Origin of the sequence: Burkholderia lata, assembly GCF_902499025.1 — a bacterium.
Classification (GTDB): domain Bacteria; phylum Pseudomonadota; class Gammaproteobacteria; order Burkholderiales; family Burkholderiaceae; genus Burkholderia; species Burkholderia lata_C.
Genome location: NZ_CABVPW010000028.1, coordinates 108,751 through 130,276, shown reverse-complemented (window position 1 = coordinate 130,276; position 21,526 = coordinate 108,751). Strand labels below are relative to the sequence as shown.

General features: G+C 67.3%; 21 protein-coding genes. 10 read left to right on the top strand and 11 right to left on the bottom strand.

Features of this window, described 5'->3' with window-relative positions; translation table 11 throughout:
- Positions 1 to 96: 96 nt before the first annotated feature.
- Both BDI24065_RS26510 and aroQ read right to left on the bottom strand, forming a co-directional pair.
- Positions 97 to 951, bottom strand: a complete 855-nt coding sequence (locus BDI24065_RS26510; RefSeq protein WP_175033765.1) for a shikimate dehydrogenase — start codon at positions 949 to 951, stop codon at positions 97 to 99.
- Entirely contained in the window at positions 948 to 1,403 is a 456-nt protein-coding gene (gene aroQ / locus BDI24065_RS26505) for a type II 3-dehydroquinate dehydratase (RefSeq protein WP_175033764.1), read from the bottom strand. The genes BDI24065_RS26510 and aroQ overlap by 4 nt, the downstream gene beginning before the upstream one ends.
- Before the next feature lie 257 nt (positions 1,404 to 1,660).
- Between aroQ and BDI24065_RS26500 the strand changes: the two genes are divergently transcribed.
- Positions 1,661 to 3,553: a bifunctional sugar phosphate isomerase/epimerase/4-hydroxyphenylpyruvate dioxygenase family protein gene (locus BDI24065_RS26500; protein ID WP_175033763.1), complete on the top strand. Its 1,893-nt coding sequence runs from the start codon at positions 1,661 to 1,663 to the stop codon at positions 3,551 to 3,553.
- A 289-nt stretch (positions 3,554 to 3,842) separates the two neighbouring features.
- Positions 3,843 to 4,106, top strand: coding sequence for a hypothetical protein (locus BDI24065_RS26495; RefSeq protein ID WP_174933418.1), 264 nt, complete (start codon positions 3,843 to 3,845; stop codon positions 4,104 to 4,106).
- 78 nt (positions 4,107 to 4,184) lie between these two features.
- On the opposite strand, the gene BDI24065_RS26490 is transcribed toward BDI24065_RS26495, so the two are convergent.
- Positions 4,185 to 4,979: an AraC family transcriptional regulator gene (locus tag BDI24065_RS26490; RefSeq protein ID WP_174952027.1), complete on the bottom strand. Its 795-nt coding sequence runs from the start codon at positions 4,977 to 4,979 to the stop codon at positions 4,185 to 4,187.
- Positions 4,980 to 5,005: 26 nt separating this feature from the next.
- Between BDI24065_RS26490 and BDI24065_RS41180 the strand changes: the two genes are divergently transcribed.
- The 3 genes from BDI24065_RS41180 (at position 5,006) to BDI24065_RS26475 (ending at position 8,384) form a co-directional block, all read left to right on the top strand.
- Positions 5,006 to 5,380 (top strand): hypothetical protein, encoded by a 375-nt coding sequence (locus tag BDI24065_RS41180; RefSeq protein WP_254609870.1) that lies wholly within the window; start codon positions 5,006 to 5,008, stop codon positions 5,378 to 5,380.
- A 225-nt stretch (positions 5,381 to 5,605) separates the two neighbouring features.
- Positions 5,606 to 6,742 carry a branched-chain amino acid ABC transporter substrate-binding protein gene (locus BDI24065_RS26480; protein WP_175033762.1) on the top strand — a complete coding sequence of 379 codons (1,137 nt, stop codon included), beginning with the start codon at positions 5,606 to 5,608 and terminating at the stop codon, positions 6,740 to 6,742.
- Between the two features lie 334 nt (positions 6,743 to 7,076).
- Entirely contained in the window at positions 7,077 to 8,384 is a 1,308-nt protein-coding gene (locus tag BDI24065_RS26475; protein ID WP_175033761.1) for an MFS transporter, read from the top strand.
- Positions 8,385 to 8,541: 157 nt separating this feature from the next.
- Here BDI24065_RS26475 and BDI24065_RS26470 read toward each other — a convergent pair whose 3' ends face one another.
- The 4 genes from BDI24065_RS26470 to garD all read right to left on the bottom strand — a co-directional run bounded on the left by BDI24065_RS26470 (position 8,542) and on the right by garD (position 11,935).
- A complete protein-coding gene (locus tag BDI24065_RS26470) occupies positions 8,542 to 8,979 on the bottom strand; it encodes a DoxX family protein (RefSeq protein ID WP_175033760.1) in 438 nt (145 codons plus the stop codon).
- 194 nt (positions 8,980 to 9,173) lie between these two features.
- On the bottom strand, positions 9,174 to 9,629 hold the full coding sequence (locus tag BDI24065_RS26465) for an RbsD/FucU family protein (protein WP_069252540.1): 456 nt from the start codon (positions 9,627 to 9,629) through the stop codon (positions 9,174 to 9,176).
- Positions 9,630 to 9,708: 79 nt separating this feature from the next.
- On the bottom strand, positions 9,709 to 10,101 hold the full coding sequence (locus tag BDI24065_RS26460) for a nuclear transport factor 2 family protein (protein ID WP_175033759.1): 393 nt from the start codon (positions 10,099 to 10,101) through the stop codon (positions 9,709 to 9,711).
- A 280-nt stretch (positions 10,102 to 10,381) separates the two neighbouring features.
- Positions 10,382 to 11,935, bottom strand: a complete 1,554-nt coding sequence (garD, locus tag BDI24065_RS26455; protein ID WP_175033758.1) for a galactarate dehydratase — start codon at positions 11,933 to 11,935, stop codon at positions 10,382 to 10,384.
- 229 nt (positions 11,936 to 12,164) lie between these two features.
- Here garD and kdgD point away from each other — a divergent pair, with 229 nt between their 5' ends.
- A complete protein-coding gene (kdgD, locus tag BDI24065_RS26450) occupies positions 12,165 to 13,079 on the top strand; it encodes a 5-dehydro-4-deoxyglucarate dehydratase (protein WP_122948070.1) in 915 nt (304 codons plus the stop codon).
- 118 nt (positions 13,080 to 13,197) lie between these two features.
- Here the strand turns inward: kdgD and BDI24065_RS26445 are convergent, their stop codons facing one another.
- Entirely contained in the window at positions 13,198 to 13,752 is a 555-nt protein-coding gene (locus BDI24065_RS26445) for a hypothetical protein (protein ID WP_175033757.1), read from the bottom strand.
- A gap of 223 nt (positions 13,753 to 13,975) precedes the next feature.
- Here BDI24065_RS26445 and BDI24065_RS26440 point away from each other — a divergent pair, with 223 nt between their 5' ends.
- A complete protein-coding gene (locus BDI24065_RS26440) occupies positions 13,976 to 14,137 on the top strand; it encodes a hypothetical protein (protein ID WP_254609869.1) in 162 nt (53 codons plus the stop codon).
- 129 nt (positions 14,138 to 14,266) lie between these two features.
- Here the strand turns inward: BDI24065_RS26440 and BDI24065_RS26435 are convergent, their stop codons facing one another.
- A complete protein-coding gene (locus BDI24065_RS26435; protein WP_175033756.1) occupies positions 14,267 to 15,844 on the bottom strand; it encodes an aldehyde dehydrogenase (NADP(+)) in 1,578 nt (525 codons plus the stop codon).
- A 247-nt stretch (positions 15,845 to 16,091) separates the two neighbouring features.
- Here BDI24065_RS26435 and BDI24065_RS26430 point away from each other — a divergent pair, with 247 nt between their 5' ends.
- Positions 16,092 to 17,471: an MFS transporter gene (locus BDI24065_RS26430; protein WP_175033755.1), complete on the top strand. Its 1,380-nt coding sequence runs from the start codon at positions 16,092 to 16,094 to the stop codon at positions 17,469 to 17,471.
- A gap of 78 nt (positions 17,472 to 17,549) precedes the next feature.
- Here BDI24065_RS26430 and BDI24065_RS26425 read toward each other — a convergent pair whose 3' ends face one another.
- A complete protein-coding gene (locus BDI24065_RS26425; protein ID WP_175033754.1) occupies positions 17,550 to 18,275 on the bottom strand; it encodes a site-2 protease family protein in 726 nt (241 codons plus the stop codon).
- Complete coding sequence (locus tag BDI24065_RS26420) at positions 18,272 to 19,225, bottom strand: DUF2167 domain-containing protein (protein ID WP_175033753.1); 954 nt, start codon at positions 19,223 to 19,225, stop codon at positions 18,272 to 18,274. The genes BDI24065_RS26425 and BDI24065_RS26420 overlap by 4 nt, the downstream gene beginning before the upstream one ends.
- A 196-nt stretch (positions 19,226 to 19,421) precedes the next feature.
- Between BDI24065_RS26420 and BDI24065_RS26415 the strand changes: the two genes are divergently transcribed.
- On the top strand, positions 19,422 to 20,267 hold the full coding sequence (locus BDI24065_RS26415; RefSeq protein ID WP_175033752.1) for a helix-turn-helix domain-containing protein: 846 nt from the start codon (positions 19,422 to 19,424) through the stop codon (positions 20,265 to 20,267).
- A gap of 221 nt (positions 20,268 to 20,488) precedes the next feature.
- On the top strand, positions 20,489 to 21,517 hold the full coding sequence (locus BDI24065_RS26410) for a hypothetical protein (RefSeq protein WP_175033751.1): 1,029 nt from the start codon (positions 20,489 to 20,491) through the stop codon (positions 21,515 to 21,517).
- The last annotated feature ends 9 nt before the right edge of the window (positions 21,518 to 21,526 follow it).

Sequence of the window (21,526 nt, the reverse complement as noted above, 5' to 3'; positions counted from 1 at the left end):
CCATCGCTCGAACGGGACAGCGCTGGCAATCGGATTTCAACTGCGCATGACATGTTCGGTCTCAAGATGGTTGCTGGTCTCTCTTTCTGTAAGGGGTCAGCGCGCGACGAGCGACTGAAAGTGATCGAACATCCGCTCGGCGTCGGGCGTGCGTCCGGTGAAGATCTCGAACGCGTCGACGGCCTGGTAGACCGCCATCCCGCCGCCCGGCAGCGTGGCGCAGCCGGCCGCGCGCGCCGCGTGGATCAGTTCGGTTTCGAGCGGGAAGTACACGATGTCGGCCACCCACATGCCCGCGTGGAGCAGTTCGGCCGGCAGCGGCAGGCCCGGATGCTTGGCCATGCCGGTGGGCGTCGCGTGGATCAGGCCCGTCGCGGCGCGCATCGCGCTCGCGAGATCGCCGCCGGGCGCGACCCGTGCCGCGGGGAAGCGCTGCTGCAGCTCGGCCGCGAGCGCGGCGGCGCGCGCGCCGTCGACATCGAAAATCGTCAGTTCGGCCGCACCCATCTGCAGCGCGGCGTGTGCAACGGCCGCACCCGCGCCGCCCGCGCCGAGCTGGACGACGCGTTCGAGCGATGCGTCGGGCAACCCGCGGCGGAACGATTTCGCGAAACCCGACCAGTCGGTGTTGTGACCGATCCGCTTGCCGTCCTTGAACAGCACGGTGTTTACCGCGCCGAGCGCACGCGCGTCGTCCGACAGCGCGTCGAGGTGCTCGATCACGCGCTGCTTGCACGGGTGCGTGATGTTCAGGCCGTTGTAGCCCATCCGCTGCGCGGCATCGAGCAGTTGCGGCAGGGCGTCGACGGTCACGCCGAGCGCATCGAGATCGATGCGCCGGTAGACATAGCCGAACCCCTGGCGGAATCCTTCTTCCTCGTGCATCGCGGGCGACAGCGAACCGCCGATGCCCTGGCCGATCAGGCCGATCAGAAACGACGGGCGGCTCATCGTGCGGCTCCCTGCGCGAACAGCGTCGCCAGACGCTGCAGCGCGAACACGTAGCCTTCGGTGCCGCAGCCGCAGATCACGGCTTCGGCGACCGCCGACACATAGGAATGGTGCCGGAACGCTTCGCGGCGATGCACGTTCGAGATATGCACTTCGATCACCGGCTTCGCGATCGCGGAAAGCGCATCGGCCAGCGCCACCGACGTATGCGTATAGGCCGCCGGGTTGATCACGATGCCGTGCGTGTCGTGACGCGCGGCGTGCAGCCAGTCGATCAGCTGGTGCTCGGCGTTCGACTGGCGGAAGTCGATTTCCAGCCCGAGCCCTTCCGCCGCCGTGCGGCAGCGCTGCTCGAGGTCGGCCAGCGTTTCCGCGCCGTAGATGTGGGGCTCGCGCGTCCCCAGCAGATTCAGGTTCGGGCCGTTCAGCACCAGCACCTTGTGCTTGCTCATGGTGATTCTGCTCCTAAAACAGGGGCGGACCGTGACCGGCATCGCCCCGAAAACATCGGAATTTGGCGCTAGTGTGCGCCCGGGAATGCGGGCTGTCTTTTCGGGTTTTCGCTAATTTGTACCACCTAGTTAGTTTGTACAATACGCATCACTAGCCCAGTAAATTCGGGATATGGCGCTCGCCGGGAATTCAACGACTGGTTCATTCAGGGTCGATTCGACCGGCGCCCTACCCCGCTCACCCGCAGGAATCGCTCATGCAGCGCTCGATCGCCACCGTGTCACTGTCCGGCACGCTCGCCGAGAAACTCGCCGCCATCCAGGCCGCAGGCTTCGACGGCGTCGAAATCTTCGAAAACGACCTCGTCTACTTCGATGGCTCGCCGGCCGACGTCCGGCGCATGGCCGCCGATCTCGGCCTCGACATCGTGCTGTTCCAGCCGTTTCGCGACTTCGAGGGCGTGAGCGCGGCCCAGCTCGCCCGCAACCTCGACCGGATCAAGCGCAAGTTCGACGTGATGCATGCGCTCGGCACCGACCGCATCCTCGTGTGCAGCAACGTGTCGGCCGATACGATCGCCGACGACGGGCTGCTCGTCGACCAGCTCGGCGCGCTCGCCGAAGCCGCGCGGCAGGCCGGCGTGGTCGCCGCATACGAAGCGCTCGCGTGGGGCCGCGTCGTGAAGCGGTACGGCCATGCGTGGAATCTCGTGAATGCCGTGAACAGCCCGCACCTCGGCCTGGCGCTCGACAGCTTCCACACGCTGTCGCTCGACGATTCGCCGGACGCGATCGCGGACATCCCCGGCGACCGGATCGCATTCGTGCAGATTGCCGATGCGCCGAAGCTCGCGATGGACGTGCTCGAATGGAGCCGCCATTACCGCTCGTTCCCGGGCCAGGGCGACTTCGACCTCGCACGCTTCACCGCGCGCGTGATCGAGTCGGGCTATACGGGGCCGCTGTCGCTCGAGATCTTCAACGACGGCTTCCGCGCGGCGCCGACCGCGATCACGGCCGCCGACGGCCATCGCTCGCTGCTGTACCTGGAAGAGCTGACGCGCGAGCGGCTCGCGCAGGACGGCCGCGCACCGGCCGCCAGCCAGCCGCTGTTCGCGCCGCCGGCGCCGCCCGCGCACGTCGGGTTCCAGTTCATCGAATTCGCTGTGGACGCGCAGGCGGCGGCGACCGTCGGCGAATGGCTCGGCCGGATGCGCTTCCGGCTCGCGGGCCGGCATCGGTCGAAAGACGTGACGCTGTTCCAGCACGGCGCCGCGTCGATCGTGCTGAACGCGGAGCGCGACTCGTTCGCCGACGCGTTCTTCCAGCAGCACGGGCTGTCGCTGTGCGCGTCGGCATTCCGCGTCGACGACGCGAAAGTGGCGTTCGAACGCGCGGCCGGCTTCGGCTATGCGCCGTTCTCGGGCCGCGTCGGGCCGAACGAACGCGTGCTGCCGAGCGTGCAGGCACCGGACGGCAGCCTCGAGTACTTCGTCGACGAAGCGCCGAACGCGCCGACGCTGTACGAATCGGATTTCGTGCTGACCGACATCGACGGCCCGAGCGAAGTCGGCCCGCTGACGGGCATCGACCACGTGTGCCTCGCGCTGCCGGCCGATGCGCTCGATACGTGGATCCTGTTCTTCAAGACGGCGTTCGGCTTCGAGGCCGAGCGCAGCTGGCTCGTGCCCGACCCGTACGGACTGATGCGCAGCCGCGCGGTGCGCAGCGCCGACGGCTCGGTGCGGATCGCGCTGAACGCGTCGGTCGACCGCCACACGGCGGTTGCCGAATCGCTCGACCGCTACCACGGCACGGGGCTGAACCACGTTGCGTTCCGCACCGACGACATCGTGAAGACGATCGCCGCGTTCGCGGCCGACGGCATTCCGTTCCTGCGCATTCCGCCGAACTACTACGACGACCTCGCCGCACGCTACGCACTGCCGGACGAGCTGATCGACACGCTGAGCACGCATCACCTGCTGTACGACCGCGACGAACACGGCGGCGAATTCCTGCATGCGTATACAGAACTGGTCGACAACCGCTTCTCGCTCGAAATCGTCGAGCGGCGCGGCGGATACGACGGCTATGGCGCGACGAACGCGGCCGTGCGGCTCGCCGCACAGGCGCAGCGCAGGAAATAAGGGAAGGAAGCCGACAGGAATTTAAGGGGCCGAATCACATTCGCCACCTGCGGCGACTTCAAAGGGCCACATCCTGCGCGCACCATCGTGGTGAATCACGCGGCCGCGCACCCGCCCGCGCGGCCGACCGCGATCGGGCCGGAAGCCGCATTCCATATGGCGTTACATCCGGTAACCCATACCGCAGCGCAGCATCCCGTCGCCCGGTGCGGTTTTAAGAATCGCTTAAGTCTTCGACGGCACCATCCGCAACCAGTACCCGATGGTTATCTTGAAAAGGAGGAAAGCGATGAGCGCCGTAGAAGCACCCGCGGGCCGCCAGGCCGCGCCCCCTGCAAAGAAGACGATGCTGCGCCGCCTGCTCAGTCATCATGAAATCGCGACGCTGCTCGTGCTGCTGCACGCACCGATCGGCGCGAACGCCAAACCCGAACTGCCTGCGCTGCAGGAGGCCGGTCTCGTCGAAATGGTCAAGCTCGACGCCGATACGGCCCCCAGCTTCCGGCTGACCGAAGACGGCACCGCCGTCCTGAAAGGGCTCGGCTACCGCTGAGCCGCCGTTTTCACCCGTTCCCCGTTTCTTCGTATCACCCCGATCCCAGCGACTCGCCGGCCGTTTCGGCGTGTCGCGTCACCCTGCCCGCTCCTGCAGCATCAATCGGTATTCCGTCGGCGTCACGCCGACCGTCGCCTTGAACTGGCGCGTGAACGCGCTGTGATCCGTGTAGCCGCATAGCGCCGCGACGTCGGTCACCTTGTCGTGCGTGACCAGCAGCGCGGTGGCCGCGTCGAGCCGCGTTTTCAGCAGCACCTGGCGCGGCGTCAGGTGGAACACCTTGTGGAAGTAGCGTTCGAGCTGCGCGACCGACATCCCCGCCATCTGCGCGAGATGCTTCAGGTTCAGCGGCTGCACGTAGTGATCCTGGATGTGCTGGACCACGTCGGCGAGCCGGCTGTACGCCGGGTGCGATCCCTCGTGCGCCTTCAGGTCGCGCGAGATACCCGCCAGGCCGACCACCCTGCCCGCGGCGTCGCGCAGCGGCTCCTTGCAGGTCAGGCACCAGCCCGGCTGGCGGCCCGGATACAGGTGCAGCTCGAGCTGGTCCATCAGTTGCTGGCCGGCGTTGATCGTCGCCATGTCCTGCTCGAAATAGCTGCGGCCGAAGCGGCGCGGAAACACTTCATCGGCCGTCTTGCCGAGCAGGTCGCGCTTGTCCTTGTAGCCGCAGCGCATCGCCAGCGTGCGATTGACGATCGCGTAGCGGCCGCTCGCATCCTTCACGAAGAACGCGACGTCCGGCAGCGCATCGAACACCGGTTCGAGCAGGCGGAAGTGCGCAAGCATCGCGCCGAGATCGGCGTTGTCGGGCTGGTAGCGCAACGGTTCGGACAGGCTCATGGGCGGTACGGCAAGCAAGGTCGTCATCCCGGCAACCGCAATGCGAGTGGCAGATGGCGTCGATTATAGAAGCGCCCCTTCGATCGCGTCGCGCCGAGCGCGGGGCGGGCAAGCCGGCGGCAGCGACCGGAGGCTTCGCGCCTCCCGATCGGCCATCGCCGACCGGCGATACAGGTTGCGCACACAACCACTTCGATGCGCGTGCGCAGACGGCCGCGCTTCGCTTCCGCCGCTGCGGGCATGCCGCGTCGACGCACCGGCAACACGCACCCGAATCCACCATCCTAAAAATGCCGACCGATCGCGTCTTGGCGCGTTTGCGCATTCTGCATGACGATTTCAGCATATATCAGGGTTATCGACGATATGCCGATATCGTCGCCGGCCGCGCATCGAACGCGCAAGACGCACGCATTTTCGCTATCTAGACTTCGCTTCACGGTCACGAGACGACCGCCCGCCGCGGCAGCAATCGGCATGCATGGCCCGCCGCACCGGCCATCGCGCGCGCCGATTCCGGCACAGCCGGGGCAGCACGCGGCAAGCACGCACGGCCCTCGCATCGGCCTGCCGACCGAACCGTCTCGCCCGGTTTACCGGTGCCGGCCCGCCAGCCGGCGGCGGCCCAACCACGCCATCAAGGGGAAGTGAAAGTGAAGCTGAAGGTATCGCACGTCGCGCTGGCCGCTGCCTGCGCACTGTCGGGCGCGCACGCCATTGCCGCCGACGTCGTCAAGATCGGTTTCGCCGCACCGCTGACCGGCCCGCAGTCGAACTACGGCACGGACATGCAGAAAGGCGTGCAGCTCGCGATCGCCGATTTCAACGCGACGCGTCCGACGATCGGCGGCAAGCCCGTCACGTTCCAGCTCGATTCGCAGGACGACCAGGCCGACCCGCGCACGGGCACGACCGTCGCGCAGCGGCTGATCGACGACAACGTCCGCGGGATCATCGGGCACTTCAACTCGGGCACGAGCATTCCCGCGTCCGACCTGTACGATCGCGCGGGGCTGCCGCAGATCTCGATGGCCACGTCGCCGCAATACACCGCGCGCGGCTACAAGACGACCTACCGGCTGCTGACGAGCGACGCGCAGGCGGGCCGCATCGTCGGCACGTACGCGGTGAAGACGCTGCGCTTCAAGCGCATCGCGATCATCGACGATCGCACGGCCTACGGCCAGGGCATCGCCGACGAATTCGCAAAGGCCGTGGAGGCAGCGGGCGGCACGATCATCAAGCGCGACTTCACGAACGACAAGGCGCTCGATTTCTCCGCGATCCTGACCAACCTCAAGGGGATGAACCCGGACGCGATCTTCTACGGCGGCGGCGACGCGCAATCGTCGCCGATGATCCGCAAGATGCGCCAGCTCGGGATGAAGTCGGCGTTCGTGACGGGCGAGATGTCGCGCTCGCCGACGTTCCTGAAGGTCGGCGGCGACGCGGCCGAAGGCGCGATCGTCTACATGGGCGGGCTGCCGAAGGAAAAGATGCCGGGCTTCGCCGGCTACGCCGCGCGCTACAAGGCGCGCTTCAACGAAGACGTGATCACCTACTCTCCGTACGCGTATGACGGCACGATCGCGCTGCTCACCGCGATGAAGGACGCGAACTCGACCGATCCGAAGGTGTACACGCCATATCTCGGCAAGGTATCGGTCAAGGGCGTGTCGGCCCCCAGCATCGCGTACGACGCGAAGGGCGACCTGAAGGATGCGCCGGTGACGATCTACAAGGTCGAGCACGGCGCGTTCAAGCCGGTCGATACGATCGCCGGCAACTGATACGCGAGACCCTGCCCCGCGCGGCGCGTCAGCGGCTCACCGGCCGCCCGCGCCGCGCGCGCTTTCAGCTCGGCTTCGGCTTCGGCTTCGCGGTCCGAAGCGCTCCTCGGCGCGCCCCCGCGCGCACGCATTTCGCGCTCCTGTAGAATCCCCCAACCCGCTTTGACGCTTCGTCTCCGCCGCGCCCCATCCCGGTGCGGCGGCGCATGTCTCGTGCCTCACCCGGCACGCGGCACGCTTCGACGATGCAAGCCGCGCCTTGTCAGTCCATGCCGATAGCGGGCCCTGGAGACGCAGCACCGACAACAACATTCGAAAACCGATCGTCCTGACCATGCAAGCTTCCGAATTGAGCGGCGTGCCTCGCGCCGCCGAACGCGCGCTCACGCGCAGCGACTACAAGACCCTTGGCCTTGCCGCACTCGGCGGCGCCCTCGAGTTCTACGACTTCATCATCTTCGTGTTCTTCGCGCCGGCGATTGGGCAACTGTTCTTCCCGCACGACATTCCCGACTGGCTGCGCCAGCTGCAGACGTTCGGCATCTTCGCGGCCGGCTATCTCGCGCGCCCGCTCGGCGGCGTGATCATGGCGCACTTCGGCGACCTGTTCGGCCGCAAGCGGATGTTCACGCTGAGCGTGCTGATGATGTCGGTGCCGACGCTGCTGATGGGCCTGCTGCCGACCTACGACACGATCGGCATCCTCGCGCCGGTATTGCTGCTGCTGTTCCGCGTGCTGCAAGGCGCGGCGGTCGGCGGCGAAGTGCCGGGCGCGTGGGTGTTCGTGTCCGAGCACGTGCCGTCGCGCCACATCGGCTATGCGTGCGGCACGCTGACCGCGGGCCTGACGGCCGGCATCCTGCTCGGCTCGCTCGTCGCCGCCGGCATCAACAGCCGCTACTCGACCGCCGAAGTCGGCGCGTTCGCGTGGCGCATCCCGTTCCTGCTCGGCGGCGTGTTCGGCCTGTTCTCGGTGTACCTGCGCCGCTGGCTGCACGAGACGCCGGTGTTCGCCGAGATGAAGGCGAAGAAGGCGCTCGCGGCCGAGATTCCGCTGAAAGCCGTGCTGCGCGATCACGGCCGCGCGGTGATCGTGTCGATGCTGCTCACGTGGATGCTGTCGGCCGCGATCGTCGTCGTGATCCTGATGACGCCCGCGCTGCTGCAGAAGCAGTTTCACCTGACGCCCGCGACGACGCTGTTCGCGAACAGCGTCGCGACGCTGTGCCTGACGGCCGGCTGCATCACCGCGGGTTCGCTCGCGGGCTGGATCGGCGCGAAGCGCGTGCTCGGCATCGGCGGCATCGGGCTGGCCGCGTGCTACTACCTGCTGTTCGTGCAGGTCGCGGCCGACACGTCGACGCTGCCGCTCTACTACGGGATCGCGGGCTTCATGGTCGGCACGATCGGCGCGGTGCCGTTCGTGATGGTCAAGAGCTTCCCGGCCGTCGTGCGCTTCTCCGGCATCTCGTTCTCGTACAACGTCGCGTATGCGATCTTCGGCGGGCTCACGCCGGTGATCGTGTCGCTGATGATGAAGTCGAATCCGCTCGCGCCGGTGGTGTATGTCGCGGCGATTTGCGTGCTCGGCGCGATCGCCGTGCAGTTCTCGAAGGATGCGAAGGAGGATTCGCCGCACTGAGCGGCGACGGTGCGCGTGCGGGGGCGTCCAGCCGCCGCATCGGATGACCGAACGCCCACGCGACGCGCAGGCAATCCAAGAACAAAGGGCCGAATCCCGCGGGATTCGGCCCTTTTGTTTTGCTTCAGCGCAACCGCACCGGTGTGCGCGTGTGCGATCAGCGCAGGCTGCCGTACGTCGAACTCGGCCGGCGCAGGCCGTCGATGCTCGCGCCGCCGGCGCCGGTGACGAACAGCAGCAGGAAACCGCCGGCGATCGCGATGTTCTTCCAGAAATGGATCACCATGTCGTGCTGGACGGCGGCGTCCGTCGCGTCCCAGAAATTGTGCCCGACCATCGCGGTCGCGACCGTGTAGAACGCCATCAGCAGTGCGAGCGGTTTCACCTTGTAGCCGACGATCAGCAGCAGCCCGCCGAGCCCCTCGATCGCGACGACGATCGGCCCCATCACCTGCGGATACGGCACGTTCAGCCCATGCAGGTAACCGATGAAATCGCCGTAGCCGAGCAGTTTCATCACTCCGCCCCACAGGAACAACGCCGCCAGCGCCAGGCGCGCGAAAAAAATGACGCCGGAATCGACGGAACGCGTCATGCCTCTCTCCTCGTATGCAATTCGGCCGGCCGCCCGGAGCACACCCGGACAACTCGGCGCCGCGCAACCCTGCGGGGCCCGCGGCAAATGGGCCAGCATAGACAGAGTTTCGGCCGTGTCCAAGAAAAAGGTTGTAGCAAATCTTTACACGGCGGCGGCCGCGCGACCCGATGGCGGCGGCATGGAAAAGGCGTTTAGCCCGCGTCGCTCAACAACACGCCCTTCTTGAAGATGAAGCACCCGTAGCCGCGCAGTTCGCCGGTGACGATCACCGCGTAGGCCTGCTGCGCGCGCTCGTAGAACGCGAACCGGTCGACCCCCGTAAGCGGCACCGCGCGCCCTTCCGCGCGGTCGATCTCGGCCTGCACCTCGCGCTGCACGGGCGGCACCGCCGCCGCGTCGCCGACGACTTCCATCCGCCATGCGGGCGTGTCGACGAACGTGTCGAGCGGCAACACGGACAGCACCGCGCGCACGACGCGCGCCGAATCGGCGCCGTCGATCCGCAACGCGCGGCCGACCACCGTGTGCTCCGCGACGGATTCCGCCGGGAAATTCGCATCGCAGATCGCGATTTCGTCACCGTGGCCCATCGCGCGCAGCGTGTGCAGGATGTCGGCGTGCAGCAGCGGGTCGAGATTCTTCAGCATGTCGGCTAGTCTCCGGGATCAGGAACGAACCGCATAACGTTACCCGATCCCGGTGGCCGCTGCGCATGCATCGCTCGCGTCACGACGCCGCGGCCGGCATTTCGTCGATGAAACCCGTGACCGACGCGAGGCGGCCCGACGCGTCGACGGTGCCGAAGTCCGAGCCCTTCACGATCGCCGCGCCGTCGGGCGACACGAGCGCCCACGAGAACCGCAGGTGCTGGCCGAACCCGTCAACGTCGGTCGTGCGGTGGAAGCGAAACGCGGGGAAACGCGCCTGCACGGCCGCGATCATCGCGTCGATGCCGGCATGGCCGTCGCCGGTCATCAGCGGATCGCGATAGGCCGCGTCGCTCGCGTAGGTCGCATCGATCAGCGCGCGGCGGCGCGCGACGTCGGGTTCGTTCCAGGCATCGAAGTAGCGGTCGATCAGGTCGGCGTGAACGGACGAAGCGGATTGGGTGGTGCTCATGGCGAGACTCCTTGTGTCGATGAAGGGACGATGTCGCGAACATGGCGTGTTTCGTGTTCGCGTGCAGCCATCGTCGCCGGCCTCGCGTGGGCGGTCGATTACGTGCGGGGTAAGGAATTCGCGCCGGTCGCTTCGAGCCAGTGGCCGCTCCGCACGCCGGACATGACTCGCCAGGCAGCAAGTTCTCCTCATCGTGGGCATCCCGCCGACACTTGCTCCGCCGCAATGAAAACGGGCGCCCTCGGGCGCCCGCTTCGTCCGGCGGCAACGGCCGCGCGTGTCAGGTCACCGGCGCCGGATTGAACAGCGTCAGTGCATTCGCCAGTTTCCATTGCTCGGCCCACGTGCGGCGTTTGCCGCTCGCGACGTCGAGCATCAGCCGGAACAGTTCCCAGCCGGTGTCCTCGATCGTGGCCGCGCCGGTCGCGATCTGCCCCGCGTCGAGATCCATCAGGTCGTGCCAGCGGCGCGCGAGGTCGCTGCGCGTCGCGACCTTGATCACCGGCACCTGCGCGAGGCCGTATGGCGTGCCGCGGCCGGTCGTGAAAATGTGCAGGTTCATCCCGGCCGCGAGCTGCAGCGTGCCGCAGATGAAGTCGCTCGCGGGCGTCGCCGCGTACAGCAGCCCCTTCTGCTTCGCGCGATCGCCGGGACGCACGACGCCGGCGATCGGCGCGCTGCCCGACTTCACGATCGAGCCCATCGCCTTCTCGACGATGTTCGACAGGCCGCCCTTCTTGTTGCCGGGCGTCGTGTTCGCGCTGCGGTCGACGCGGCCGCGCTGCAGGTAGCGGTCGTACCAGTCCATTTCGCGGATGATCTCGCGCGCCACGTCCTCGTTCGCCGCGCGCGACGTGAGCTGCGCGACACCATCGCGCACTTCCGTCACCTCGGAGAACATGATCGTCGCGCCCGCGCGCACCAGCAGGTCGGCCGCGAAGCCGACGGCCGGGTTCGCGGTGAGCCCCGAGAACGCGTCGCTGCCGCCGCACTGCACGCCGACGACGAGATCCGACGCCGGGCACGTCTCGCGGCGGCGGCGGTTGAGCCGCTCGAGATGCGATTCGGCCATCGTCATGATCGAGTCGATCATCGAGTTGAAGCCGACGTGCGCGGCGTCCTGCAGGCACACCACGCCGCCGTTGTCAGTCGCACCGTCGGCCGCGACCGGAATCGTGCCGGGCGGCAACAGGCGCTCGGGCTGCAGCTTCTCGCAGCCGAGGCTCACGGTCATCACCTCGCCGCCGAAGTTCGGATTCAGGCTGATGTTGCGCAGCGTGCGGATCGGGATATCGGCGTCGGGCGCGTCGATCGCCACGCCGCAGCCGTAGGTATGCTCGAGCCCGACCACGTCGTCGACGTTCGGATAGCGTGGCAGCAGCTCGGCCTTGATCCGCTTCACCGCGTGCTCGACGACGCCCGACACGCACTGCACGGTCGTCGTGATCGCGAGGATGTTGCGCGTGCCGACCGAGCCGTCGGCATTGCGGAAACCCTCGAACGTATAGCCTTCGAGCGGCGGCAGCGGCGGCGCGGCGCGCGTCGCGAGCGGCAGGTCGTCGAGCCCGGGCGGCTCGGGCATGCGCATCGTGCGCTCGTTGACCCAGCTGCCGCGGCGCAGCTCGACCAGCGCATAGCCGATCACCACGTTGTAGCGGACGATCGGGTCGCCGGCCGCGAGGTCGACCAGCGCAACCTTGTGCCCCTGCGGCACGCCTTCGCGCAGCGTCAGCCCGTCGGCGAACGTCGCGCCCTCGGGCAAGCCGCCGTCGTTGACGACGATCGCGACGTTGTCGTCCGGATGCACACGGATATAGAGCGGGGAAACAGTCATCGGAATTCCTGGAGGCTATCGGCCACATCGTTAGTCATCATACGACATTCAACCGGGATCGGCGATGCTGCGTAAACCCTTATCCGGAAAGACCCTACTATTTATCGACCAGCAAACCGCTTGCGTCACCCCTCCCCTCGTTGTACGATGACATACAACGACATCGCCAATGTGGCTCGTATGCCGTTCCCGACGAACCCAGCACTCGCGCTAGACGGACGAACCAACCATGACCTCACCGCAAGAACTCAAACAGATCATTTCCCACGGCCTGCTGTCGTTTCCGCTGACGGATTTCGACGCCGACGGCAGCTTCCGCCCGTCCACCTATGCCGAGCGCCTGGAATGGCTCGCGCCGTACGGTGCGAGCGCGCTGTTCGCAGCCGGCGGCACCGGTGAATTCTTCTCGCTCACGCAGCGCGAGTATTCGGACGTGATCCGTGTCGCGACGGAAACCTGCAAGGGCAAGGTGCCGATCCTGGCCGGCGCGGGCGGCGCGACGCGCGTCGCGATCGAATATGCGCAGGAGGCCGAGCGCCTCGGCGCGAGCGGCGTGCTGCTGATGCCGCATTACCTGACCGAAGCGAGCCAGGAAGGGATCGCCGACCACGTCGAGCAGGTGTGCCGTGCGCTGAAGATCGGCGTCGTGGTGTACAACCGCGCGAATTCGAAGCTGAACGCCGACATGCTCGAGCGCCTCGCCGACCGTTGCCCGAACCTGATCGGCTTCAAGGACGGCGTGGGCGAAATCGAAAGCATGGTGACGATCCGCCGGCGCCTCGGCGACCGCTTCGCGTACCTCGGCGGCCTGCCGACGGCCGAAGTCTATGCCGCCGCGTACAAGGCGCTCGGCGTGCCGGTGTACTCGTCGGCCGTGTTCAACTTCATCCCGAAGACGGCGATGGAATTCTACGAAGCGATCGCGAAGGACGACCACGCCACGGTCGGCCGCCTGATCGACGAGTTCTTCCTGCCGTACCTGAAGATCCGCAATCGCCGCGCGGGCTATGCGGTCAGCATCGTGAAGGCGGGCGCGAAGCTCGTCGGCCACGACGCGGGCCCGGTGCGCGCGCCGCTCGTCGACCTCAACGACGAAGAAGTCGCGGAGCTCGACGTGCTGATCAAGAAGATGGGCCCGCAGTAAGCGGCGGGCAGTCAGACGGCACGCGATCCGATGCGTGCCTGCCCGCGCGGAACCGCCGGTTCCGCCGGGCATTCCCCTTTCGACGGCCGCCCCGCGCTCCGCGGGCCGGCCGTTTCCGTTACATCTGCGAGATGGTCCCGACCATCCGGTAGCGCAGGCTGCCCAGCCTGAGCCGGGTCGCGGCGATATCCGCGCCGGCGGCCGACCGCCGGAAGCGCGTGTTCGGGTCGTCGGCGAGAATCTGATCCAGCACGTCGGGATCGACAACCGCGTCGAAGAATCGCCCGAGCGTGAGGGTCGCGTACTGTTTCGCGGTCGCGAGCTGGCTGTTGGCCTGCGTCAGCGCCTCGGTGCGCAGGCCGGGGTCGCGCTCGTCGATGCTGCGACGATGCTTCAGCGCGAACACCAGCGCCTCCATGTCCAGCCGGAACCGCTGGACGGCCTGGCCGAACCTGAGCGAATGCGGATCGGAGCCGGTGACGGGCCGCCCCTGGTTGATCGTCACTTCGAATTCATTGCCGCCCAGGTCGCGCTGCAATTCGAACAGCGCATTGGCCAGCACGCGCCCTTCACTGGTTTCGCCGATCTGGGTGCGCACCGATTTCGCGATATCGCCGATCGCTTTCCACAATCCGGCTGCGAACAGGTGGTCGCCACGCTTGCTGATGTTCATGGATTTCGTTCCCTCTTGGTCTTTTTCTCGATCTCTCAGGTTTCGCCTGCGGGCCTGGCGGCCCGAGGCTTCGGTACTGTAGGAGAAAAACGGGCGAGGCGGAAGGCAGAACGATCGACGGCACGTTCCCCACGCACCATCGCGCCCCGAAAGGCCTGACCGCCTGTCATGCTGACACGATCTCCCCGTCGCCATCGCGGCAACCGACGATGAAGTTCAACGCATGATCGACGTCGTGCCGCTCCATGGGCTCGGTATCGGCTACGTCGACGCACACTTGCTCGCTTCGGTCCGACTGACCAGCGGCAGCAAGCTGTGGACTCGCGACCGGCGCCTGCTGGCCGCAGCCGATCGCCTGGGGCTTGTCGCGCATCCCGCTCACTGACCCGGCGACGCGAAAGCCGGCCATGCAAAAAAGGCGGAAGCGGCCAACCGGCCCCTTCCGCCTTTCCGTTTCCGGACTTCATCCCGGCGCTTGTGCCGCCGGGATCCAGCTTTCAGCCGCGCCCGTCAGTTACTCCGCCTTCCCGTCCCGCAGCCGCGGAATCGCGAGCGGATTGCTTTCCTGCAACCCTTCCGGCAGCAGATCGTCCGGGAAATCCTGGTAGCACACGGGCCGCAGGAACCGCTCGATCGCCGTCGCGCCGACCGACGTGACCGCCGGATTCGACGTCGCCGGGAACGGCCCGCCGTGCACCATCGCGTCGCACACCTCGACGCCGGTCGGGTAGCCGTTGACCAGCAGACGCCCGGCCTTGCGTTCGAGGATCGGCAGCAGCCGGCGCGCGAGCGGCTTGTCGTCGGCGTCCATCTGCAGCGTGGCCGTCAGCTGGCCTTCGAGCGCGTCGAGCACGCGCGCGACTTCGTCGAGATCGCGGCAGCGCACGACCAGCGACGCCGGCCCGAACACCTCGTGGCTGAACGCCGGCTCGGTCAGGAACGCTTGCGCGCCGACTGCGTACGCCGCACCGCCGCCCTGGCAGTCGGTCTGCGCCGCCTCGCCCACGCCGATTTCACGCACGCCCGGCAGTTCGGCCAGCTTGGCGCGACCGTTGCGGTACGCATCGGCGATGCCGCGCGTGAGCATCACGCCGGCCGGCTTCTTCGCAAGCGCCTGCGCGGCAACCGCTTCGAAGCGGTCGAGATCGGGGCCGTCGATCGCGAGCACGAGGCCCGGGTTGGTACAGAACTGGCCGACGCCAAGCGTCAGCGAATCGACGAAGCCCGTCGCGATCGCGTCGCCGCGCGCGGCGAGCGCCGCCGGGAACAGCACGACGGGGTTGATGCTGCTCATTTCCGCGTAGACGGGAATCGGCTGCGGGCGGGCGTTCGCGAGCTGCACGAGCGCCATGCCGCCCTGCCGCGACCCCGTGAAGCCGACCGCCTGGACTGCCGGATGGCTGACGAGCGCCGCGCCGATCACGCGGCCGGGGCCGACCAGCAGCGAGAACACGCCCGCCGGCATCCCGGTTTTCGCGACGGCGGCGCGGATCGCGCGGCCGACCAGCTCGGACGTGCCGAGGTGCGCCTCGTGCGCCTTCACGATCACCGGGCAGCCGGCCGCGAGCGCCGACGCCGTATCGCCGCCGGCCACCGAGAACGCGAGCGGGAAATTACTCGCACCGAACACGACGACGGGCCCGAGCCCGACCTTCTGCAGCCGCAGGTCCGAACGCGGCAACGGCGTGCGCGCCGGCTGCGCGGGATCGATCGACGCCGCGAGGAAGCGCCCGTCACGTACGACGCGCGCGAACAGCCGGAGCTGGCCGACGGTGCGGCCGCGCTCGCCCTGCAGCCGCGCGACGGGCAGGCCCGTTTCGGCGTGCGCGCGCTCGATCAGCGCATCGCCGAGCGCGACGATTTCATCCGCGATCGCTTCGAGAAACGCCGCGCGGGCCGCGAGCGGCTGCGCGCGGTACGCATCGAACGCATCGCGCGCGAGTTCGCATGCGCGCTCGACGTCGGCCTGCGTCGCGACGCCGAACGCCGGCGCGTCGATCAGCGCGCCCTTCGACGGGTCGAATGCGCGCAAGGTACCGGCCGAGCCGGCCACCGCGTCGGCGCCGATCAGCATCTCTCCAGTCAGTTGCATGGGGTGTGCTCCGTGGTTCGGGAATAGATCGCTCATTGTAGCTCAACAGATATGATGTCCGCCCACCAAGCAACAATAATCACGTCGACTGCCTGACCGATGCCGATACCGGCGGAATCCTTATTTCATGCGGGATTCCTCCGGATTCTTACCATTTCACGTCATCATCCAGAGGGAAAACCCGAGGTTTCTGCGTCTGATTATTGCCAATAAACTGCCGCCATGTCATACGACGACGTACATTAAAGTGCCTAATCAGACCTCCTCCCGCGACCTTCCGCTCGATCTCGCGCGCACCGCGCGCCGGACCGCCGTGCGCTACTGGATCCTGGCGATGCTGTTCGTCGTCACGACGCTCAACTATGCGGACCGCGCGACGCTGTCGATCACCGGCACGCCGATCCGCAAGGCGTTCGGCATCGATCCGGTGACGATGGGCTACATCTTCTCGGCGTTCAGCTGGGCGTACGTGCTCGCGCAGCTGCCGAGCGGCTGGCTGCTCGACCGCTTCGGCGCGCGCCGCGTGTATGCGGGCAGCATCTTCCTGTGGTCGGCGTTCACGCTGCTGCAGAGCACGATCGGACTCGGCGGCAGCGCCGCGTTCGCGGTCGCCGCGCTGTTCGCGATGCGCTTCGCGGTCGGCATTGCCGAAGCCCCCGCCTTCCCGGCGAACGCGAAAGTCGTCGCGAGCTGGTTCCCGACCGCCGAGCGCGGCACCGCGTCGGCGATCTTCAACGCCGCGCAGTACTTCGCGGCCGTGGTGTTCTCGCCGCTAATGGCCTGGCTCACGCATGCGTACGGCTGGCACCAGGTGTACCTGTGGCTCGGCCTCGCCGGCATCGCGCTCGCGTTCCTGTGGCTGCGGGTCATGAAGGATCCTGCCGACCATCCGGCCGTGAACCGCGCGGAACTCGAGCATATCGAGCAGGGCGGCGGCCTCGTGCGCACCGCCGCGCGCAGCAGCAACGGCCCGCGCTCCGAAAGCAGCCGCGTGGCCGGCTGGTACTACGTGCGCCAGCTGCTGTCGAACCGGATGCTGATCGGCGTGTACCTCGGCCAGTACTGCGTGAACGTGCTCACGTACTTCTTCCTCACGTGGTTCCCGATCTACCTCGTGCAGGCGCGCGGGATGTCGCTGCTGAAGGCCGGCTTCATGACGTCATTGCCCGCGATCTGCGGGTTCCTCGGTGGCGTGCTCGGCGGGATGCTGTCGGACGGGCTGATCCGCCGCGGTGTGTCGCTCACGCTCGCGCGCAAGATTCCGATCGTCGGCGGGATGGCGCTGTCGATGGTCATCATCGGCTGCAACTACGTCGACAGTGAAGTGCTGGTGATCGTGCTGATGGCCGTGTCGTTCTTCGGCAAGGGGATCGGCTCGCTCGGCTGGGCCGTCGTCGCGGATACCGCGCCGAAGGAAGCGATCGGCCTGTCGGGCAGCCTGTTCAACATGTTCGGCAACACGGCCGGCATCGTCGCGCCGATCGCGATCGGCTACCTCGTCGGCGCGAGCGGCTCGTTCAACGGCGCACTCGTGTTCGTCGGGCTGAACGCGCTCGTCACCGTGTTCAGCTATCTCGTGATCGTGAAGGACATCCGGCGTGTCGAACTGCGTCATCGCGACGCCTGAAATTCGACTTCAAGACAAAACAACGGCGGCCGCGTGAAAACGGCCGCCGTTGTCGCATCCCATATCCGGTGTCGGCGGTCAGGTCGACGAATGCGCGACGCGCAGCATGTCGTGCACGCCGGACGTCATCAGTGCGAGGAACGCGAGCAGGCCGACGTAGCAGAGCGCGTAGGTCGTCTTCGTCTCGATCGACGTCGCGTAGTACGCGCGGTTCTCCGGCGCGTCGGGATCGTAGCGCCACGCACGCTTCAGTTGCGGCAGCGCGAGGATCGCCATCACGATCAGCAACGGGCTCGGGCGATACGCGAACAGCGCAATCAGCACCGGCACGCCCGCGAACCAGATGCGCGGCGACAGCACCGCGGTGATCCGCCCGCCGTCGAACGGCGACAGCGGAATCATGTTGAACAGGTTCAGGAAGAAGCCCGTGTACGACAGCGCGAGCAGCAGGTTGCTGTCGTAGTGGCGCGCGGCCGCGTAGCAGGCCAGCGCACCGAGCGTACCGACGAACGGCCCGGCGAGCCCGACATACGCCTCGGTTTCCGCGTCGTGCGGCATTTCCTTCAACTGGATCCATGCGCCGACGAACGGGATGAAGGTCGGCAGCCCGACGTCGAGCCCGCGCCGCTGCGCGGCGAGGTAGTGGCCGGCCTCGTGCACCAGCAGCAGCGCCACGAAACCGGCCGCGAACCGCCAGCCGTAGAACAGCGCGTAGACCGCGATCGACGCCAGCATGGTGCCCGCCGAAATGAGCACCTTGCCGAGCTTGAGGCCGCCGAAGATCAGCAGCAACAGCTTCGTCATTCCTTGCGCTCCGCGCCGGATGCGCCGGATGCATCGGCAACCGCCGGCACCGCCGCCGCCTTCGGCTTGCGCCCGAAGAAGCGCTTCACCGCCGCGCCGCCGGCCAGCAGCGCGACCGCGCCGATCTTGAAGAACTTCACCGCGAACGCGCCGATCAGCGCGAGCAGGCCGAGCTTCTTCGCGCCGACGCCGACGATCAGCGCCGCGAGCCCGTATTCGGCGACGTGGTCGGTCGACTTGTTGAAATCGGCATAGCGCTTGCCGTCGTTGAAGTTGATGTTCGACAGCAGCTCGTCGGCCGACGCCTTGTATTTCGGCAGGTCGGCGAGCGTCGACGCCATCGTCAGCGACAGGTAGCCGTCACGGCCGAGCACCAGCGTCCGGTAGTTCACGCCGTCGTTCTCGGCGTTCGGGGCCGCGCCCTTGTCGCGGATGATCGCGGACCACACGAGCCGGTGCGTGGCTGCGTCGTACGCGGGCGCCTTCGCCCAGCCGACCACCTCCGTTTCCGGCAGGCCGCGCTCCTTGCGCCCGGGGTTGTCTTCCTCGGTGCCGGCCTGCAGGCTCTTCAGCAGCTCGTCGGGCTTCCAGTCCTTCGCGTCGTCGTCGCGGATATAGCCGCTCGGCTCGAACGACACGACCGAAATCCAGTCGGCATCGGGATCGTCGGGCAGCACGAGGCCGACCAGCTTCGTTTCGTCGATCGAGTTGCCCATCGAGCGCAGGTAGCGGCCGGCTTCCGCGGCCGGCACGAACGATTCGCCGGCCTTCAGCTTCAGCACGGCTTCGTGTTTCACATCGATGTCGGTCGGGCCCTTCACGACCGCGTCGTTGGCGGCCGCGGCGGCGGCCCTCATTTCCACCTGCGCAGCTTCCGTCTGCGCGTGGCCGCTGATCGCGGTGAATGCAAGCGTCGCCACGCAGGCGAGCCGGACGGCAAGTTTTTTCATTGTTGGATTCCCCTGGAATGCCTTGTCGTAAATATGCACGGCACCGGCCCAGGCGTTTTCAATCGCGGGTCCGGCGGCGTCTCTCAGTTGGCACGGGGGCTATGGTAACGCAGCGCGGTGACACGCCCGGGGAACGGCGAGATGCTTACGTCGCAGGTAATGCCCATGGTGCGCGGGATTGCCTATCATCAGCACCATGAACCCGACCGCCGCCCTCCATTCGCCCTCCCCGTCCGCCGGCCGCGCGCCCGGTATCGGCCCGCTGCTGCGCACGTGGCGGCAACGCCGGCGCCTGAGCCAGATGGCGCTCGCGCTCGACGCGGAAGTGTCCGCGCGCCACCTGAGCTTCGTCGAATCCGGCCGTGCGCAGCCGAGCCGCGAGATGGTGCTGCATCTCGCGGAACGTCTCGACGTGCCGCTGCGCGAGCGCAATGCGCTGCTCGTCGCGGCAGGCTTCGCGCCGCTGTTCCGCGAACGGCCGTTTTCGGATCCGCAACTGGATGCCGCGCGCCATGCGGTCGAAGCCGTGCTACGCGGCCACGAGCCCTACCCGGCGCTCGCCGTCGACCGCCACTGGACGCTGCTCGCCGCGAACCGGATGCTCGGCGCGCTGGTCGCGCAGGCCGATCCGGCGCTGCTGCAGCCGCCCGTCAACGTGCTGCGGCTGAGCCTGCATCCGGACGGCCTCGCATCGCAGATCGTCAACTGGCATGAATGGCGCGTGCACATCCTGCATCGGCTGCAGCGGCAGATCGATGCGAGCGGCGACCGCACGCTGCACACGCTGCGCGACGAACTCGCCGCGTATCCGGCGCCGGCCGGACATCCCGACGACACGCATGCGCGCACCGACTTCGCGGATATCGCCGTGCCGCTGCGGCTGCGCACGGCGGCCGGCGAACTGACGTTCTTCAGCACGACGACCGTGTTCGGCACGCCGGTCGACGTGACGCTGTCGGAACTCGCGATAGAGGCGTTCTTTCCGGCGAACCCGGAGACGGTGGACGCGATGCGGGCGCTGGCGGACGCGTTGCCGGGGTAGGCTCGCCGGCGTCGTGACGGAAACGCGCCGGACGTGCACGCGGCCGTCGCCGGGCAATCGCGCTAGAACACTACAATGTGCGCCATTCGTACAAGATCCTGAAAGACCATTCGCCACCGAGGGCCAACCGCGTGGCGGCACCCTTCACCTGACGATGCCGGCATGTCCCGCGGCGTCGAGGCTATTCCAACAATGAATCCATTCCGTCGTTCGCGTTTCCAATGATTGCCGCTCCGGTTTTCTCCGGCGCCTTCTTCATCGTGCTCGGCATGTCGTTTCTGGCGACCGTGTCCGTACTGGTTTGGGCTGTCACGCTGGCGTTGTCGTCGCGCGCACGCGGATGGTTTCGCACGCACCGGGGACGCGCATCCGGCCTGTTCGGCACGCTGTGCGTGTCGAGCAGCTTCTTTGTGGTGCTGGCGATTGCCTATCTGCGGATCGACCTGCAATCCAGAAAGGAGGAGGCCGCGCAGCATCCGACGCTGGAGAAGGCCGCTCACTTGCTGGGCGTCGACATGCCGGCCGGCACCACCCTGTCGCTCATGACCGCCGGCAACCTGGCGTCGATCGGCGAGGCCACGTTTCCGCATGAGGTCAGCGTCTACGGCATTCCCGCCGTGGCGATGGGGGTGAAGTCGGAATACGACGACGAAACACCGTGGAACGACCAGTCGCCCGTCACCCTCACGGCCCTGGCGCTTACCGTAACCGGCCCCCGCCCGATCGACGGATGGGTGTGCGGTCCGGGCGGGCCGCTGGAAATCGTGTTGCGCAAGGATGCCCGGATCAAGACGCTCTGGTGGTGCCATCTGGCCGACGGCAACCGCGTGGCCGGTTCCCTCGTGCCGGCCGGGTCGACCCTGATCAGAGGCACGACCCTGTATCTCGACGGCACGCGTGACAACGACTATTGGCACCTCGCTGTCGCCGAAGACACCCTGTTCGAGCTGGCCGGATTGCCCTTGCGTAGCCCCGAGTTGAATCTCGACCGGCAACATCGCGTCGTGACGCTCAGGTCTGCCACCCTGGCGCGCGCAGCCAGCGTCGGCGAGATCACCTACCCCGCCGGAACCGAGGTCTCTTCCGTGGCGCCCAGATTCCGCGAGAAATATCCCGGCGCATGGGTCTTTACGCCTGCACCGGGCCAGCCGGCCGTCAGCAAGACCGACGGCACGATCGCCGACGGCCTGTCGGTCGTGCAGGCTCCGTCCGGGAAGGCTTACGTGCTCATCCGGAACCGCGCCCGATGAACGCGTAAC

Bases quoted from the DNA above. Each gene is read 5' to 3' on its own strand.
- BDI24065_RS26510 (WP_175033765.1), bottom strand. From the start codon at position 951: ATGAGCCGCCCGTCGTTTCTGATCGGCCTGATCGGCCAGGGCATCGGC.
- aroQ (WP_175033764.1), bottom strand. From the start codon at position 1,403: ATGAGCAAGCACAAGGTGCTGGTGCTGAACGGCCCGAACCTGAATCTG.
- BDI24065_RS26500 (WP_175033763.1), top strand. From the start codon at position 1,661: ATGCAGCGCTCGATCGCCACCGTGTCACTGTCCGGCACGCTCGCCGAG.
- BDI24065_RS26495 (WP_174933418.1), top strand. From the start codon at position 3,843: ATGAGCGCCGTAGAAGCACCCGCGGGCCGCCAGGCCGCGCCCCCTGCA.
- BDI24065_RS26490 (WP_174952027.1), bottom strand. From the start codon at position 4,979: ATGACGACCTTGCTTGCCGTACCGCCCATGAGCCTGTCCGAACCGTTG.
- BDI24065_RS41180 (WP_254609870.1), top strand. From the start codon at position 5,006: ATGGCGTCGATTATAGAAGCGCCCCTTCGATCGCGTCGCGCCGAGCGC.
- BDI24065_RS26475 (WP_175033761.1), top strand. From the start codon at position 7,077: ATGCAAGCTTCCGAATTGAGCGGCGTGCCTCGCGCCGCCGAACGCGCG.
- BDI24065_RS26470 (WP_175033760.1), bottom strand. From the start codon at position 8,979: ATGACGCGTTCCGTCGATTCCGGCGTCATTTTTTTCGCGCGCCTGGCG.
- BDI24065_RS26465 (WP_069252540.1), bottom strand. From the start codon at position 9,629: ATGCTGAAGAATCTCGACCCGCTGCTGCACGCCGACATCCTGCACACG.
- BDI24065_RS26460 (WP_175033759.1), bottom strand. From the start codon at position 10,101: ATGAGCACCACCCAATCCGCTTCGTCCGTTCACGCCGACCTGATCGAC.
- garD (WP_175033758.1), bottom strand. From the start codon at position 11,935: ATGACTGTTTCCCCGCTCTATATCCGTGTGCATCCGGACGACAACGTC.
- kdgD (WP_122948070.1), top strand. From the start codon at position 12,165: ATGACCTCACCGCAAGAACTCAAACAGATCATTTCCCACGGCCTGCTG.
- BDI24065_RS26445 (WP_175033757.1), bottom strand. From the start codon at position 13,752: ATGAACATCAGCAAGCGTGGCGACCACCTGTTCGCAGCCGGATTGTGG.
- BDI24065_RS26440 (WP_254609869.1), top strand. From the start codon at position 13,976: ATGATCGACGTCGTGCCGCTCCATGGGCTCGGTATCGGCTACGTCGAC.
- BDI24065_RS26435 (WP_175033756.1), bottom strand. From the start codon at position 15,844: ATGCAACTGACTGGAGAGATGCTGATCGGCGCCGACGCGGTGGCCGGC.
- BDI24065_RS26425 (WP_175033754.1), bottom strand. From the start codon at position 18,275: ATGACGAAGCTGTTGCTGCTGATCTTCGGCGGCCTCAAGCTCGGCAAG.
- BDI24065_RS26420 (WP_175033753.1), bottom strand. From the start codon at position 19,225: ATGAAAAAACTTGCCGTCCGGCTCGCCTGCGTGGCGACGCTTGCATTC.
- BDI24065_RS26415 (WP_175033752.1), top strand. From the start codon at position 19,422: ATGAACCCGACCGCCGCCCTCCATTCGCCCTCCCCGTCCGCCGGCCGC.
- BDI24065_RS26410 (WP_175033751.1), top strand. From the start codon at position 20,489: ATGATTGCCGCTCCGGTTTTCTCCGGCGCCTTCTTCATCGTGCTCGGC.